The following is a 17,304-nucleotide window of genomic DNA, read 5'->3' as shown; positions in this document are numbered from 1 at the left end:
GGTGAATCAACCTACTTTAGAGTAGTGAAAAGGTGAAACTTAATTAGTTACAAAAAGAATTATACGGCTAAAGTATTCGACTTGCAAATAATTAATACTTGTCAAAAAATAAATGCTGTGATATTTTATATCTGTAACCGGTTACACAAATGGAGTTGAGCCTACAATATGACAACAATTAAGCAGGTAGCTAGTTTTGCAGGTGTTTCTGTAGCGACCGTATCCAGAGTTATTAATGAAACTGGATATGTCCATGAGGATACACGGCGAAAGGTTGAAGCTGCGGTGAAGCAGCTAAATTACAAGCCTAATGAAGTTGCACGTTCTCTGTATAAAAAGAAATCCAGATTAATCGGTCTGCTGCTGCCGGATATTACAAACCCTTACTTTCCCTTGTTGGCTCGTGGGGTGGAGGATCGAATGCAGGAAAATGATTTTCGGATTATCTTCGGTAATAGTGATGAAGATCGCCAAAAAGAATTAGATTACATGGATACTTTTGTTCAGAATAATGTGGTTGGGGTTATTTCATCTACCAATGATCCTACTGCTGACTGTTACGCCAAACTGAAAATACCAGTCGTTTTTCTCGATCGGACTTCCAGTGATAGTCTCTCCGTTTATGCGGATGGAGCTCATGGCGGTCGCTTGGCTGCTCAGGCCATAGTTGCTCGTGGCAGCAGACGAATAACAGTCATACAGGGTCCTGCTCATATTCGTCCAGCACAAGATCGTTTCCGCGGGGCGGTGGAAGAGCTTCAGTATTCCGGTATTGCTTATCATGTCGTCGAGACAACGTCCTTTTCCTTCAAGGATGCTGAATCGTGGGCCAAAGAGCTGTTCAGCAAGTACCCGGATACCGACGGAGTTATTGCCAGTAACGACATTGTAGCTACCGCGGTGATGCATGAGGCACATCGATTAGGAAAAAAAATCCCTGATGATGTTCAAATTATCGGGTTTGATGATATACCATTAAGCAGCTTGCTATTTCCGCCATTATCAACGATCAGACAGCCTGCTTATGAAATGGGCTGGGAGGCGGCAGGTCTGCTCATTCAGTTGATTGAACAGGCGCAAGCGTCGAAATCAAGTGTACCTAATCTTCATACGAAAGTACTTACCTATTCAAGCATACAATTGCCCGTCAAATTTATCGAACGGGAAACGACGAGAAAGGTGGATTATAATGGCTAAAATTTCCGTTATCGGAAGCAGTTCGATGGACCTCGTAGTGACTTCGTCCAAGCGTCCCGGTGCTGGTGAAACCGTACTGGGAGAAAGCTTTAAAACAGTACCTGGAGGTAAAGGAGCCAATCAGGCAGTAGCCGCAGCACGACTCGGCGCGGATGTTACGATGATTGGACGTGTAGGGGATGACCATTTTGGACAACATATTTTACGCAATTTTGAAGAGAATCATGTTCATATTAGCCATGTGAAACCGGTTACACATATGGAAAGCGGTACAGCGCACATCACGCTGGCCGAGGGTGATAACAGTATTGTCGTGGTAAAAGCAGCAAATAACGAAGTTACGCCTACTTACGTGGAAGAAGCGCTTGAAGTCATTCGAAATTCGGATATTGTGTTAATCCAACAGGAAATACCGGCGGAGACCGTTGTCTATGTAAGCGAAATTTGTGCGAAGTATCAGGTCCCCTTGTTGCTGAATCCTGCTCCAGCTCGTGAGGTGGAAGAAAGCGTAATTGCCAATGCAACCTACATTACGCCAAACGAGCACGAAGCTGCCATCATGTTTAGGGATATGAGCCTTCAGGAAGCCTTGCGCAAATATCCGAATAAGTTGTTTGTAACGGAAGGCAGCAATGGTGTACGGTTTTTCGACGGAGAACAGGAAGTTGTAGTCCCCACTTACAAGGTAGAAGCCATTGACACAACAGGTGCAGGAGATACTTTCAACGCTGCTTTTGCGGTGGCGCTAGCTGAAGGAAAATCACTGGCAGACAGTGTGAAATTTGCTAATCGTGCTGCGTCCTTGTCCGTTACCAAATTTGGAGCACAAGGTGGAATGCCAACCCGTCGTGAAGTGGAGGAACAATTATAATGAAGAAACATGGAATCTTAAATAGTCATATCTCCAAAATACTAACGGATCTCGGCCACACCGACTTTATTGTCGTGGCTGATGCCGGCCTACCTGTTCCTGAAGGCGTTACCAAAATTGATTTGGCGCTGAAACTGGGAGTTCCGTCCTTTCAGGACGTTGTTGATGTTATTGCCGCAGACATGGTGATTGAAAAAGTAACCCTGGCCGAAGAAATCAAACAAGAAAATAAACCAGCATTCCAGTATATTATGAATACCTTTACAGAGGAGCAACTAGAGCATTCACAGATTCCTGAGCCGACTGCCGTCATTGAGTTTTGCTCGCATGAACAATTTAAGGAATTAACCCGGCAAGCCAAAGCTGTCATACGTACAGGAGAGGCTACGCCGTTTGCCAATTGTATTTTACAGGCAGGAGTTCATTTTGGGTAAATTAATGTGAATGAAAAAGGGGGGGACAGTATGCAGATTCAAATGAAAGGAATTCACAAAGCCTTTGGAGCCAATCAGGTACTGAGTGGTGTTGACTTTGATCTCCGTGAAGGAGAAGTACATGCTCTCATGGGTGAAAATGGTGCAGGTAAATCAACGCTAATGAATATTTTAATCGGACTGCATCGCCGAGATGAGGGAACGATCATTATTGACGGTCAGGAAACCTATTTTGCCAACCCTAAGGAAGCGGAGCAAAAAGGGATTGCTTTTATTCACCAGGAACTGAATGTATGGCCGGAGATGACGGTGTTGGAAAATCTGTTTATTGGCAAGGAGATGACTTCCAAGTGGGGATTGTTAGATAGCTCTAAAATGAAAGCGTTAGCAAACGAGCAATTTAGCAAGCTTTCAGTAAACCTTCCTTTAAATGGTGAAGCAGGCGAGTGCTCAGTGGGTCAACAGCAAATGATTGAAATAGCCAAGGCACTCATGACGGATGCTAAAGTGATCGTAATGGATGAACCAACAGCAGCCTTAACCGAACGGGAGATTCAAAAGCTGTTCGAGGTTATCAACTCCTTGAAAAAAGATGGTGTTTCAATTGTGTATATTTCCCATCGGATGGAGGAGATATTCACAATCTGTGATCGGATTACCATTATGCGTGATGGAAAAACCGTAGATACTCAAGCGATCCCTGACACGAGCTTTGATGAGGTCGTACGGAAAATGGTTGGTAGAGAGCTGACTGAACGCTACCCGGTAAGAACGCCTGCTTTGGGTGAAGTGGTGCTGGAGGTCAAAAATGCATCACACCAAGGTCTATTTGAAAATGTGAATTTTACTGTACGCTCTGGGGAAATTGTAGGTTTTTCAGGCTTAATGGGCTCGGGACGCACTGAGATCATGCGGTCGTTATTTGGACTAGATGCCTTGGACAGTGGTGAGATACACGTACGAGGGAAAAAGGTGTCTATTCGCAAGCCGGATGATGCGGTGAAACTAGGCATTGGCTTTATTACAGAAGACCGAAAAGATGAGGGCTTAGTGCGGGACTTTTCCATTCGGGAAAACATGGTGCTGACGAATCTGTTCAGTTTTACTTCAAAAGGATTTATTTCAGGCAAAAAAGAGCTGGATTTTGTTAACACATTAATTAAGCGCTTACAAATAAAAACGCAATCGGCTGAAGCAAGAGTTGGCAGTTTGTCAGGCGGCAACCAGCAAAAGGTGGTTATTGCCAAATGGGTGGGGATCGGTCCCAATGTGCTCATTCTGGACGAGCCGACAAGAGGCGTGGATGTGGGAGCTAAACGGGAAATCTACCAGTTGATGAACGAACTGACCGAACGTGGGGTCGCGATTATTATGGTATCCTCAGAACTTCCTGAGATACTCGGCATGAGTGATCGTATTGTCGTGGTGCACGAGGGAAAGATCAGCGGAGAGCTGAGCAGGGAAGAAGCCACACAAGAAAATATTATGACGCTAGCTACAGGAGGACAGTAATATGACAACTATGAATGAAGCAAAAGGTAGCAAAGGCATCCAAATATCACAAATCACACAGAAGCTTGGCCCGTTGTTGGGACTCATTATTTTGGTGATTATTGTATCGGCCTTAAATCCCAGCTTTTTGGAACCGCTTAATATTTTGAATCTGTTGCGCCAGGTTTCTATTAATGCATTGATTGCGTTTGGTATGACCTTCGTTATTCTTACAGGCGGAATAGACTTGTCCGTCGGCTCCATATTAGCACTATCCAGTGCGTTTGTCGCAAATATGATGCTGGCCGGCTTCGACCCCATTCTGGCAATTATCATTGGTTGTGCATTGGGTGGCGTAATGGGTATGGTCAACGGCTTGATGATTACCAAAGGTAAAATGGCTCCGTTTATTGCCACACTCGCAACTATGACTATTTTTAGAGGATTAACCCTGGTTTATACCAACGGTAACCCTATTACGGGACTTGGAGACAGTTTGGTGTTTCAATTGTTTGGTCGTGGCTACCAGTTTGGCATTCCGGTTCCGGCGATTACGATGCTCATTACCTTTGCTGTCCTGTGGATCATTTTGCATAAAACACCATTCGGACGCAAAACGTATGCCATCGGCGGTAATGAGAAAGCTTCGATTGTATCCGGTATTAAAGTACCACGTGTGAAAATTTGGATTTACTCTTTGGCTGGAATGCTGTCTGCATTGGCAGGTGCTATCTTGACCTCACGTTTGAACTCGGCACAGCCGACAGCGGGTACTTCTTATGAATTGGATGCCATTGCGGCTGTCGTACTAGGTGGAACTAGCCTTTCGGGAGGACGTGGACGAATTGTAGGTACATTAATTGGTGTGCTTATCATTGGTACCCTAAACAACGGCTTGAATTTGCTGGGGGTTAACTCTTTTTATCAAATGGTCGTAAAAGGGATCGTCATTGCTATTGCAGTATTGATTGACCGTAAAAAATCTGCATAATACACCTAATCTGCGTAGAAGGAGACACACAAATATGAAAAAGCTTACATTAATCATGACTGCCTTGCTGCTCCTGCTCATGACAGGGTGTTCCCTGGAGCCGCCCGAATGGGCGAAACCTAAAGCTGCTGCAAACCTGAAGGACATTAAAATCGGCTTGTCGATCTCAACGCTGAATAATCCATTTTTCGTTTCTCTCAAAGACGGAGTTGTGGCAGAGGCCAAAAAGCAAGGATTGCAGGTTATTGTGGTCGATGCACAAAATGATTCTGCAAAACAAAGTAATGACGTGGATGATCTGATCCAACAGGGAGTGAACGCGTTACTTATTAATCCGACAGATTCATCGGCGATCTCTACAGTGGTACAATCAGCAAATGCATTGCACATTCCGGTAATTACGCTGGACCGTTCTGCTGATAAAGGAGATGTCAAAGCACTCGTTGCTTCCGACAACGTCGAAGGAGGACGGATGGCAGCCAGATACGTAATTGATCAAGTCGGAAAAGGGGCCAAGGTCATTGAGCTGGAAGGCGTCCCAGGTGCATCGGCTACCCGCGAACGCGGGAAAGGCTTCCATGAAGTAGCTGATAAGGACCTGAAGGTCATTGCCAAGCAATCGGCTGATTTCGATCGGACCAAAGGTTTGAATGTAATGGAAAATCTACTGCAAGGTAACCCGGACGTTCAGGCTGTATTTGCCCACAATGATGAAATGGCATTGGGAGCGATTGAAGCGATTCAAAGCTCTGGTAAGAAAATTCCAGTCATTGGCTTTGACGGTAACGAGGATGCGCTTAAATCTATTAAGGAAGGTAAACTGACCGCCACCGTGGCTCAGCAACCTGAGCTGATTGGACAATTGGCAGTGCAAGCAGCCAAGGATGTACTTCAAGGTAAAACCGTTAAAAAATCCATTCCCGCCAAATTGGAGCTAGTAGATCAATCTAAATAAAAACGAGCACGTGAACCAATATATTAACTTTTGAACTGATGCAAAAATATGCATCAGTTCTTTTTTTGATGTTTTACGAGGGCGATATATACACATAAAAAGAAGTTTTTAATTTTTGTATTGTAAGAAGGGACGGTAAAAGATAGAATAACAATTGTATGATAATGAGAATCACTATCATTTCATAAATGCATGTAACTAAGGAGGACTAATATTTTGCAACAAAAGTACAGCTTAAAAATAGGAATCACGCTTGGTCTTGTCAGTTTTTTGATGCTTGTATTGGCTGCATGCGGAAGCACAGTTAGTAACAATCAGACCAATGAAAAGAGCGGAACGGATACGCTTAACGGGCAATCCCAAGCGGTTGCCATGCGCGAATATGTGGATGCCACTGGCCAAAAGATCAACATTCCTGCAAATCCACAGCGAGTCGTCACGACACAATACTTGGACGCGATGCTGGCTCTAGGTGTGAAGCCAGTAGGGGCTGCTTCTCATGTATTAGAAGGCGACTACTTAAAAGGTAAGATAGACGGGATTGCTGATATTGGGAACCCGACGAATGTGGAAAAGGTACTGGAGCTACAACCTGATCTAATCATAGCAACGGAAGATACCACGCCAGAAGTGAAAGAGCAGCTGGAGAAAATTGCCCCAACCGTGTCTGTTTCGTTTGGAGGTGGGGATGTATTTAAGCAACTGCAGGATGTCGCAGCCGTGCTGGGTAAAGACAAGGAAGCCGAGCAGTGGATCGCTAATTTCAACAAAAAGGCTGAAGAAAGCCGAAAGAAGCTGGCTGGAAAATTCAAAAAAGATGAAACGGTTACCATTTATATGACCTACGGTAAGAACGCGCTAAGAGTGTACGGAGCGCGAAATGTAGGACATGTCATCTACCGTTCACTGAAATTGAATCCTCCAGAGTACATACGTCAAAAGCTCGCAAAGGACCCGAAGTATAACTTTGTATACGATAGCATCTCGATGGAAAAGCTGCCTGAACTGTCAGGGGATCGTATTATTATGCTGGTTTACGATGAAGCGACTACGGATGGGATGTTGAAGGAAATTGAACAAAGTGCGCTGTGGAGAAATCTCCCGGCTGTCAAAAACCACAAAGTGTATTTCATCAAGGCTGATCCGTGGTTTACCTACTCACCACTGGCTATCGATCAATCACTGGATGAAGCTATCAAGATGCTTACCGCGGGTACTAAATAAATGAGTTCAATGAATAAGAAGGGAGAAGGGATATGCTTAGACGATTTTTCGAGTATTACCGTCCTTACCGGACGTTGTTTATCATTGATTTTACTTGCGCCATCCTAGCTGCTCTGCTGGAGTTGGCTTTTCCGCTTGCAGTCAATCGGGTAGTTGATGATTTGCTACCCAGCGGAAACTGGAAATGGATTTTATTTGCCTGTCTAGCTCTGCTTGGGATTTATGCTGTAAGCGCCGGATTGAATTATGTCGTTACCTATTGGGGACACAAACTGGGAATTAACATTGAATCAGACATGCGTAAAAAGCTGTTTGATCGAGTACAAAAGCAATCCTTTCGCTTTTTTGATAATAACAAAACAGGGCACCTGGTCTCGCGCATGACCAACGATCTGATGGATATCGGAGAAATTGCCCACCACGGACCTGAGGATTTGTTCATTGCACTGATGACTCTGGGCGGGGCTTTCGGTATTATGCTCAGCATTAACTGGAAATTAGCTGTGCTGACATTTATTATTGTTCCATTGATGATTTACCTGTCTTTGTATTTTAGCCGCAAAATGAATGCAGCTTTCCATCGTATGTTTTCTGATATTGCGGATTACAACGCCCGGATTGAAAATAACGTTAGCGGTATCCGCGTTGTTCAGGCATTTTCTAACGAAGCACATGAAATGGAGCGTTTTGCTGAGAATAATGGACGGTTTCGTAAAACAAAGCTAATCGCTTATCGCATAATGGCATGGAATTCTTCAATCAGCTTTATTCTGATGAAGCTGGTCTCATTGTTTGTGCTTGTATGTGGAACATGGTTTGTTATAGAGGGACAGATGTCCTATGGAGAATTTATCGCATTTGTAATGCTGTCTAATGTGTTTCTCGCACCTATCAAACAAATTAACTCTGTTATTGAAACGTATCCTAAAGGAATCGCCGGCTTCCGCCGCTACCTGGATTTGCTGGAAAGTGAATCTGACGTAGAGGATCTGTCAGGCGCGAAGACCGTTAAGCACCTCAACGGAGATATTCAATTTGAAGGTGTAACATTTGGCTATGAAAATAAAGACAAGGTACTACGTGGAGTAGACCTATCCATACATGCGGGAGAAACCGTAGCGCTTGTGGGTCCTTCTGGAGCAGGTAAAACGACACTTTGCAGCTTGCTGCCCCGCTTTTATGATGTCGAGGAAGGCAGAATTACGATTGACGGTATGGATATCCGCGAAATGAAGCTGGATTCGCTGCGATCCATGATTGGTATTGTACAGCAGGATGTATTCCTCTTTGATGGAACGATTCGTGAAAATATCGCTTACGGGAAACTTGATGCTTCAAAAAATGAAATCTGGGATGCAGCCCGTCGAGCCCAAATTGAAGATCTTGTTCGATCGTATCCAGAAGGGCTGGATACGATGATCGGTGAGCGAGGCGTAAAGCTGTCCGGTGGTCAAAAGCAACGTTTATCCATTGCCCGAATGTTTCTGAAAAATCCGCCCGTTCTTATTTTGGATGAAGCGACATCGGCATTGGATACAGAGACAGAAGCTGCAATTCAGCAGGCCCTGACAGAGCTATCTCAAGGTCGCACGACACTCGTGATTGCACATCGTCTGGCAACGATCAAAAATGCTGATCGCATTATTGTTGTTGCAGATCAAGGGATTGCCGAGCAAGGAAAACATGAAGAATTAATGGCCGTAAAAGGTGCGTATAGCCGTCTGCACCAAGCTCAGTATGGAACGTAAGCGACGACTAGCACTAGGAATTAAACCCGTGGGAAGTGTGAAATACTATCTGGATAATCCGTTCTCGAAGGGTTTTGTACAGGGTATTGAAAGTATGGGAAATCGTGGTAGTGTATCCATTGGAAAAGTATTGGCTTTACAGCCGGATATGATTCTGATTGCTTCCAAAGATGCTTCGGATTATGAGAAATACAGTAAAATTGCTCCAACCCTAGTTATTCCTTATGGAACGTACAAGAATGTGCATGAGGAACTGACAGCATTTGGTGAGCTGCTGGGAAAAGAGCAGGAAGCCAAAACGTGGCTTGCCCAATAATATCAGCGATTGCAAGCTGCACGTGACAAATTAAAGGGGATTGTTCAACCTGGAGATACTTTCACGGTGATGGAAGCTTCGGAAGTTATTAATCAATATGCTGTCTCTTACACTTTCCTGACGGTTAACAAGGATTTGAGCAGATATGATCGTCCAGCGGATAAAGAGAATGTCTCATAGAAGTAACTGCTTCAGTATGTTGGCAGCCCTTTGGTAGTTATGCCGAAGGGCTTTATTTTTTACAACATAGCAGAGCAATTAGAGAATCGTCGGAATTTTGTTATTGAAGCCGTTGCCGCATTAATTTACAATAGTGAAGATGATGCTTGATAATAATTCTCATTATCAAGCATCATCTTCACTACAGGTTTTCGTGATAGTCTACATACTATTCAACAGTAAGGGTGAACCACAGTTATGAAATTATCAGAATCTTCGGATAGTCCTGCTCAAAGTAATCAAAACCAGCCCCGGGCTCCATTCCACTCGCGGCCGTGGGCGGCTTCGCTTATCCTGACAGCCGGATTAGCACTGTTAGCATTCGGCATTGCTCTGTCCTTATCATTTGGTGCAGCCCCCATCAGACTGGAAGAGGTCTGGAACGCCGTCTTTCATTTTAATCCTGAGCTGCAAAGCCATCAAATTATATGGGAAATTCGTCTACCTCGTATTCTGGGTGGTGTGTTAATCGGAGTTTGTTTTGCCGTAGCAGGAGCCATTATGCAGGGGATGACCCGCAATCCGCTTGCGGACTCTGGCTTGCTTGGGTTAAATTCAGGTGCCAGCTTGGCGATGGCCATTTGCTTTGCTCTTTTTCCGGGTACTTCCTTTTTGAAATTAATGTTGTATTCTTTTGTGGGTGCAGCGTTGGCGGTTGGGATGGTTTACGGTACAAGCGCTATATCCAAATCAGGTATTACGCCAGTTCGTCTTGTGTTGGCAGGTGCAGCTGTCACGGCGTTGCTGTCTGCCTTAGGAGATACGATCAGTTTATACTTTAATGTGGGACAGGATTTGGCCTTTTGGTACGCTGGAGGACTTAGTGGGACCAAGTGGGTTCAGCTAGGCATTGTCGTTCCGTGGGTTGTGGCAGCTTTTATCGGTGCTCTCATGCTATCACGCTCTATTACGTTGCTTAGTCTAGGCGATGAAATTGCATTGAGTCTTGGTCAGCGAACTGGGCTGGTTAAGGTTGCAGGGATGATTCTCGTATTGATTCTTGCAGGCGCCGCAGTATCGTTGGTGGGTTCTATAGGTTTCGTAGGGTTGATTATCCCCCATATCACGCGCAAATTGGTTGGGGTGGATTATCGCTGGATTATTCCTTGTTCGGCTATTATGGGAGCCTTACTTATCGTGTTTGCCGATCTGGCGGCCCGTATGATTAACGCACCTGAGGAAACACCAGTGGGCGTACTTATTGCCTTAATTGGTGTTCCATTCTTCCTTTATCTGGCACGCAAAGAAAGGAGGGCACTGTAAGATGAGTAACGTTGCAAATGGGGCTATTGCCAACGCAAGTCACCGTAAAAAAATCCATGATTGGATCGTTGTTATCATTTTGCTTGTATTGCTCATTGCTGCATTCACTGTAAGCGCGAATACGGGAACGATCCGGCTATCGCCAATGGAGCTTTTTAAAACCTTGTTCGGACAAGGGACTCCACAGCAGGATTTAATTCTCTTTGAATTCCGGTTGCCGCGAATGGTTATTTCCATTCTGATCGGTGCAGGCTTGGCTGTTTCCGGTTGCATTATGCAGGGAGTATCACGCAACAGTCTGGCGGATCCTGGTATTCTGGGGATTAATGCAGGCGCCGGGCTGATGGTTATGCTGTTTGTATTGCTTTTCCCATCGATGCAAACTATGAATTCATTATTTTTACTTCCCGCTCTTGCACTCATCGGATCGGGAGCGGCTGCTATTTTGATCTATGCTCTTTCTTATAAGAAAGGCGAAGGCATTTCTCCGACAAGGCTATTGCTGAGCGGAATTGGGGTAGCGGCGGGCATTAGTGCTGCCATGATCATGATGACTCTCAAATTGACACCTGAGAGCTACACATTTGTAGCCAATTGGTTAGCAGGAAGCATATGGGGTTCTAACTGGAAATTCGTCATGGCTCTGCTGCCTTGGCTGCTTGTATTGCTTCCTTTTGCATACTATAAAGCGAATGTGATGAATGTACTTAATCTAGGGGATCAGACGGCATCCGGGTTAGGTACACCTATCGAAAAGGAACGTATTCTCCTCCTGGCTGCTGCGGTTGGACTGGCCAGTTCAAGTGTGTCGGTTAGTGGCGGAATCGGTTTTGTAGGATTGGTGGCTCCGCATTTGGCAAGAAAGCTGGTAGGGCCAAAGCATAAAATGCTGCTGATAACCTGTGCTTTAGTCGGAGCACTCTTGGTGCTCGTTGCAGATACGATCACACGATCCTTACCTTTACAGAAAGAAATTCCGACGGGCTTGATTGTAGCCATCATAGGTGCGCCATACTTCTTATATTTGCTGAGTCGCTCCAAGGGATAACATAAAAAATAACCTTCTACACCACTGAGGCAGTGGGGCTGAAGGTTATTTTTTTATTTGATGTAGCAGCCTTTCATCTTAACGGGAAGCATTCAAGGCATGAGAGGTTTGATGCAGCTCTCTGATCATTTTATGCAACGTGTAATTTTCCTGCCGTGTTACGCCGTGTTGATTTTCCTGAACCAGCAGTTGATGGATGTTTCGTTTTAAAATTTCACTTCGACGTTCCAGCATTTCGGTACTCATAAATAAATGAACACTCCCTTTGTCATGAATAAATCTACATTTTAGAAATAAGCATAGACTGAAAATAAGGTTGCCTTTCGACTTATTTAAGTATAGCGTGCTGGATGATCAAGGGAAAACGGAATGAGATAGCAAAATACTTATCCTCATCATCCATACCGTGTCGACAGCTACTCACCCCATGAGTTCTTAGATATACTTCCTTATGCTGGCGATAACAGGAGATTAGGAACAATTAGCTTCATGTATATGGAATCACTTATTAGTTGGACAGCTTGGACAATGAGGAAGAGTTGCTTTTACCATCATTATTTGTATTGCGGATATACTGGGCGAACGGCTACTTGCTCAGGATCATGCCCGAAGAACAGAAAATTCGGCTTGATCTCCTGCACAATCTGCTGAATGCGGGCGATTGACTTGCGTGCCTGTTCACGGTTAAAGCCGTCAAACGGTACGTCGTTTGTGTAATTCTCCTGTGTGTAGGCAACATCAATCGTCAGCATGACCGGACCCGATTCCTTTGTTGTGACCAGTGCGGATTGATGACCCGGCGAATGACCTGGAGTATAGAGCAGTTGCAAGCCTGGCACCAGTTCATGATCCCCTTGGAGCAGTCGGTAATTTAAGTCTGTCTGTACGCATTCCGGTGGCGCATACGCGAGATTACCAATCGCAGCATCTGCTTCGGTCTGCTGTACATATATTGGTGTATTCGGAAAATGCGGATTGCCTCCAGCATGATCCATATGCATATGGGAGATTACGATGGCATAGATATCCTCCGGTTGATAGCCGATCCGATCCAGTACTGCTACGATCCTATCATCTGCTGTCATATGGGGGATGAAGCGCCCTTCAAACGGTGTACCTTTAAAATAATTCGGATTATCAATAAACGAATCCGGCATGCCAGTATCAATGAGAATCGGACCATGATCCGTCTCCAACAAATACGACCAGATTTGCAGGCGCACCAGTTCACCAGGCTGTGCATGATGGTTGAGTGAGGAGCGATCAATATCAAGCTGACCGACCGGTAACCAATACAATTTGTTGATCATACAATCATCCTCCAATCTTGGTTTACATAATAAATATTATGTAATTATGTTCATTCTTTTGAAAATTAATTTTTTATAGTTTAAATGATAAGGCATACAGGCGTCTAGCAGGAATTTACCATCAGGCAGGTCAGTTCGTGCTGTAATATAACCGGATGAGCAAAAAAAGAATAAGTATACGCCGGTCGTTGAGGAGATTCAAAAAAACTGCATGTTGGAGATCAAGCAGATGCTAGAGATTCAAGGTTGCTTGCTATTTAGAGTGAATACCAGGCTGGACAAGAGGGGAGAGCTTTATTTATACTTAAAAAGAGCTCAAAAAACTGCGTATAATATAAATTATACGCAGTTAAGGTTTAAAACGACTTTTAGATGCTCTCCTGCATAAGATGTCGATTGGATTGTCGATAAAAATCAGACGAAATTGATAATTTTACAGCATATTTCGAAATTTGAACGGAAATGGAGGTAAGCGGAATGAAGAAAGATATGCAACGAATAGAGCTAGATACGATAGAAGAAATTGATGAAGTGTATGCTGAAGAACTGGAAGCTTTTTTGATTTGGATGAAGGATGCGGGGTATACGATACATACGCAAAAAAATTACATGGGGGATGTAAAACAGTTTTTACGTACGTTGCGAGATAAACCACTTGACCAGGTGAAAAAGATTCATGTGATGTCGTATTTGTCCAAAGCGCGGGAGGGGGGCGCCGGAGATAGTACACGGAACCGGAAGCATGCAGCGGTGAACAGTTTTTTTAGAGCACTACAGGAATTTGAATTATGCAGCGCAAATCCGGCAGCGGGGATCAAAAAAGCCAAAACTGAAAAGAACCGTATGCCAGTCTATCTCGATGAAAAGGATATTCAGCCGTTTTTGCTTGCGGTCGAAGGAAAATATGCAAATCGTAATATGGCTATCTTTCTGCTCATGGTCTACATGGGATTGCGGGTGGGGGAGGTTCATTCGTTGAATGTCTCAGATTACAGCCGAGAAAGACGCACATTAGATGTGTTTGGTAAAGGGCGTAAGTGGCGTACCCTGCCAGTACCGGCGGCCGTTTGTGATTTTGTAGAGCATGCATTGGAGGAAAGATTGACGCCGTGGAGAAGTAAAGAGGACGCGATGTTCGTATCCCAAAAGGGTCGCCGTCTGGCCGTGCGCTCTATCCAACAGATTGCTACAGAAACGTTCGAACGATTCCAGCAAGATAAGGGCATAGAGCGTCGGGAGGCTTATTCCAGTCATAAGCTAAGACATACATTTGCCACGATGCTATTGCGCAAGGGAGCAGATCTGCGTACAGTACAGGAGCTGCTGGGGCATTCATCCATTCAGACCACCACGGTATATACACATGTCACTGATCGGGAAAAAGAAAAAGCAATGGATAAACTGGATATTCAGATACCTATAACGGGATTGTAAGTATATTCCATGATTATATTGTATAGTTTATTTGGATTTAGTTTACATAATTATTGTTACGTAACCAACTAAAAAAATTGAATCTGACTTGTAAATTAAATCCATGATATTACATTCTTAATATTATGAATTTGTAATCTTTAGCATAAGCTTTGTCTTGATTTTTACAGCTTTGTTTATTTAATGCCCAGCATACTCTGGTCTTGACAAAGGTAATATTTTGCTACAAAATTAGTGGGACCACTTCGTAAAGTATCTTTATAAAGTAGTCCCACTAATTTTGTAAAAGAAGGAGCACAGTATGGGAAAAGCAAACACAAATTTAATTAAAGAAATAAATCTGAATCTGGTTCGGAAAGTATTAAAGCAGATCGGCAAGGCCACAAAACCTCAACTAGCTGCCTTGACTGATTTAAGTGTGGTTACTATCAATACGCTTATGCAGGAATTGCTTAATAATGGAGAGATTTTTGAAGATGAGATTGTCCCTTCCAACGGTGGTAGACATGCATTAACCTATCGTTTTAATTATGAGTATAGTCTGGCACTGATTATACATATTAATGAAAAACAAGGAATGGATGTAGTATCGACCACGGTCGTTAATTTAAACGAGGACGCTCTCATGAAAGAAGAACATCCCTTTCAAATTTTTGATGATGCACAATTTTATTCCACGATTCAAGGCATCATTTCGCTTTATCCTTCTATTAAGGTTATTGGTATTGGAATCCCGGGACAATCGGTTGATGGAGAGATTACAGTCAGCAGTCATGAAAGGTTGAATGGAATCCGGTTGGCAGAGGATGTGCAGAGCAAATTTGGTTTGCCCGTTATGGTGGAGAATGATGTAAATGCGGCTGTGTGTGGATACGTTTACAGAGAACAGAAAGATGAAGATCAATGTGTGCTAGCTATCTATTTTCCTGAAAATTCTCCACCAGGGATGGGGATTTATTTACGCAATGGAGTTTTAAAGGGCAAACATGGATTGGCTGGTGAAATCAAATTCCTACCGTCTGTAGTGTGGGATGAAAACAAGGGAAGAGAAGTTTTTTTCAATAGTATATGTGAAATAATTCAAACATTACAATCTATATTTGATCCTGATCAAATTGTGATCTATAGAGAGAATATAGAAGAAGATTCTTTTTTTCGTTTTTTGGAAACCTACAAAGCTAAGCATGAGATGCCTTTGTATCCTGACATTGTTCTCTCCGATTTATTTTATGAGGATTTTAAAACAGGGTTGAGAGAGTTAACCCTAAAAGAATTAGAGCGTCCTATAATTGTTTTTAAATAACGACATCTATCGTTTGAGCAGAGGAGGAGAAACATGATGGCAACCTGGTTTCTGATTATTATTTATCTAGCGTTTATTAGCTTGGGAATCCCGGATTCCCTGTTTGGGGCAGCATGGCCTGTGATGTGGCCGGAACTCGGGGCTGATTTTGGGTCTGCCGGAATAGTCTCCATGGTCGTGGCAGGCGGAACCATTGTATCAAGTCTAGCCAGTGGAACTATCATTGAAAAAATAGGTACAGGCAAGATCACTCTAATGAGCTGCTTTTTGACTGCAGGAGCGTTACTCGGGTTTTCTTTTGCACCTTCATTGTTCTGGCTCGTACTCTTAGCAATTCCCCTTGGCCTCGGCGGGGGAGCTGTAGATGCAGCACTCAATCAATATGTGGCTACTCATTATAAAGCACATCATATGAGTTGGCTGCATTGTTTTTGGGGTGTTGGAGCTACGATGGGACCAATCATTATGTCTTTCTACATTTCGAACCACAATTCATGGAGAAGTGGCTATACAGCCGTATCCATGATTCAGTGGGGACTTGTTATTATTTTGCTTATTACACTGCCATTATGGAAACGTGTAAACGCGATACAAGATTCGATTATTTCTGAAGCTCAATCAGACTACTCACAGATGGATCACAATATCGCACAAGTTGAGAACACACCCAAACAAAATCTAATTCGAATGAAAGGAGTTAAGAACACACTCGTTGCTTTTTTGTTTTATTGTGGGGTAGAAGCCACGGTAGGCTTATGGGGAGCCAGCTTTTTGGTAGGGGCTAGAAACATCCTTGCTGAAACTGCTGCTGGTTGGGTATCTTTGTATTACGGTGGAATCACGGTAGGCAGGCTGATTACGGGGTTTGTAACTTTAAAAATAAATAATCGTATCTTAATCCGGATTGGCCAACTTACTGCTGTTGCAGGCGGACTCATTTTGCTGCTTCCGTTGCCTGTTGCCTTTTTATTACCCGGTTTTATCCTTATTGGATTAGGGCTTGCACCCATTTACCCTGGACTTCTTCATGAAACGCCAACACGTTTCGGTAAGGAAAACTCCGCCAAACTCATGGGTTATCAGATGGCAGTTGCTTATACAGGAACAACATTGCTCCCTCCCATTGTTGGGCTGATAGCATCTCAGGTAAGTATTCATTTTTTTCCGGTTGCAGTCCTTGTTTTCCTTCTTTTTATGCTGCTCAGTTCAGAACAAGTGAATCGTATACTGAAAAAGAGAATTTTGAAGGTTTAAGACAAATTACAACTTGACTTGAAACGCGTTTCATCAGCTAAAGTAAGTGTATACCCTAAAAGAGAAAGGAGAGCCCTCTATGATCTCACTCATTTTATTATGTTTAGTTATATGGTGTGGTGCTTACTGCTGCTTAGCATTATCAAGACAGCCTATGGAAGTAAAACCTTACCGCTCTATCGATGATTTTTTTGAGTAGCTTTGTAACCACTTAATAAAGGTACTTTTTTTACTATCTTTATTAAT

16 protein-coding genes are annotated in these 17,304 nt (G+C 43.6%); 14 read left to right on the top strand and 2 right to left on the bottom strand.

The window, feature by feature from the left end; all coding sequences use genetic code 11:
* Positions 1–168: 168 nt before the first annotated feature.
* The 11 genes from FKV70_RS22125 to FKV70_RS22075 all read left to right on the top strand — a co-directional run bounded on the left by FKV70_RS22125 (position 169) and on the right by FKV70_RS22075 (position 11,757).
* On the top strand, positions 169–1,197 hold the full coding sequence (locus FKV70_RS22125) for a LacI family DNA-binding transcriptional regulator (RefSeq protein ID WP_142614506.1): 1,029 nt from the start codon (positions 169–171) through the stop codon (positions 1,195–1,197).
* A complete protein-coding gene (gene rbsK, locus FKV70_RS22120) occupies positions 1,190–2,068 on the top strand; it encodes a ribokinase (protein WP_142614504.1) in 879 nt (292 codons plus the stop codon). Before FKV70_RS22125 ends, rbsK begins: the two co-directional genes overlap by 8 nt.
* A complete protein-coding gene (gene rbsD, locus FKV70_RS22115) occupies positions 2,068–2,502 on the top strand; it encodes a D-ribose pyranase (RefSeq protein WP_142614501.1) in 435 nt (144 codons plus the stop codon). Before rbsK ends, rbsD begins: the two co-directional genes overlap by 1 nt.
* A gap of 30 nt (positions 2,503–2,532) precedes the next feature.
* Entirely contained in the window at positions 2,533–4,014 is a 1,482-nt protein-coding gene (locus tag FKV70_RS22110) for a sugar ABC transporter ATP-binding protein (RefSeq protein ID WP_142614499.1), read from the top strand.
* Between the two features lies 1 nt (position 4,015).
* Positions 4,016–4,984 (top strand): ribose ABC transporter permease RbsC, encoded by a 969-nt coding sequence (rbsC, locus tag FKV70_RS22105; protein ID WP_063210572.1) that lies wholly within the window; start codon positions 4,016–4,018, stop codon positions 4,982–4,984.
* A 34-nt stretch (positions 4,985–5,018) separates the two neighbouring features.
* Positions 5,019–5,939 carry a ribose ABC transporter substrate-binding protein RbsB gene (rbsB, locus tag FKV70_RS22100; protein ID WP_063210570.1) on the top strand — a complete coding sequence of 307 codons (921 nt, stop codon included), beginning with the start codon at positions 5,019–5,021 and terminating at the stop codon, positions 5,937–5,939.
* Positions 5,940–6,155: 216 nt separating this feature from the next.
* Positions 6,156–7,163, top strand: a complete 1,008-nt coding sequence (locus FKV70_RS22095) for an ABC transporter substrate-binding protein (protein ID WP_142614498.1) — start codon at positions 6,156–6,158, stop codon at positions 7,161–7,163.
* A gap of 32 nt (positions 7,164–7,195) precedes the next feature.
* On the top strand, positions 7,196–8,911 hold the full coding sequence (locus FKV70_RS22090; protein ID WP_142614496.1) for an ABC transporter ATP-binding protein: 1,716 nt from the start codon (positions 7,196–7,198) through the stop codon (positions 8,909–8,911).
* Positions 8,912–8,939: 28 nt separating this feature from the next.
* The gene (locus tag FKV70_RS26760; protein WP_244310809.1) at positions 8,940–9,227 is read left to right on the top strand and encodes an ABC transporter substrate-binding protein; all 288 of its coding nucleotides are present in this window, start codon (positions 8,940–8,942) and stop codon (positions 9,225–9,227) included.
* A 417-nt stretch (positions 9,228–9,644) separates the two neighbouring features.
* A complete protein-coding gene (locus FKV70_RS22080; RefSeq protein WP_142614494.1) occupies positions 9,645–10,709 on the top strand; it encodes a FecCD family ABC transporter permease in 1,065 nt (354 codons plus the stop codon).
* 1 nt (position 10,710) lies between these two features.
* Positions 10,711–11,757: a FecCD family ABC transporter permease gene (locus FKV70_RS22075; RefSeq protein WP_142614492.1), complete on the top strand. Its 1,047-nt coding sequence runs from the start codon at positions 10,711–10,713 to the stop codon at positions 11,755–11,757.
* A gap of 78 nt (positions 11,758–11,835) precedes the next feature.
* Here the strand turns inward: FKV70_RS22075 and FKV70_RS26205 are convergent, their stop codons facing one another.
* Entirely contained in the window at positions 11,836–12,003 is a 168-nt protein-coding gene (locus FKV70_RS26205; protein ID WP_167669746.1) for a hypothetical protein, read from the bottom strand.
* 308 nt (positions 12,004–12,311) lie between these two features.
* Positions 12,312–13,067 carry a quorum-quenching N-acyl homoserine lactonase AiiA gene (gene aiiA, locus FKV70_RS22070; protein WP_142614490.1) on the bottom strand — a complete coding sequence of 252 codons (756 nt, stop codon included), beginning with the start codon at positions 13,065–13,067 and terminating at the stop codon, positions 12,312–12,314.
* A 477-nt stretch (positions 13,068–13,544) separates the two neighbouring features.
* On the opposite strand from aiiA, the gene FKV70_RS22065 reads away from it, so the two are divergent.
* The 3 genes from FKV70_RS22065 (at position 13,545) to FKV70_RS22055 (ending at position 17,058) form a co-directional block, all read left to right on the top strand.
* Positions 13,545–14,501, top strand: a complete 957-nt coding sequence (locus tag FKV70_RS22065) for a tyrosine-type recombinase/integrase (RefSeq protein WP_142614488.1) — start codon at positions 13,545–13,547, stop codon at positions 14,499–14,501.
* 301 nt (positions 14,502–14,802) lie between these two features.
* Positions 14,803–15,804 carry an ROK family protein gene (locus FKV70_RS22060; protein ID WP_064797089.1) on the top strand — a complete coding sequence of 334 codons (1,002 nt, stop codon included), beginning with the start codon at positions 14,803–14,805 and terminating at the stop codon, positions 15,802–15,804.
* 33 nt (positions 15,805–15,837) lie between these two features.
* On the top strand, positions 15,838–17,058 hold the full coding sequence (locus tag FKV70_RS22055; protein ID WP_142614486.1) for an MFS transporter: 1,221 nt from the start codon (positions 15,838–15,840) through the stop codon (positions 17,056–17,058).
* Positions 17,059–17,304: the final 246 nt, after the last annotated feature.

The sequence above is a fragment of the Paenibacillus ottowii genome (assembly GCF_006874425.1).
GTDB lineage: Bacteria > Bacillota > Bacilli > Paenibacillales > Paenibacillaceae > Paenibacillus > Paenibacillus ottowii.
The sequence above is the reverse complement of the archived record's forward strand: the minus strand, read 5'-3'. Positions and strand labels throughout refer to the sequence as shown.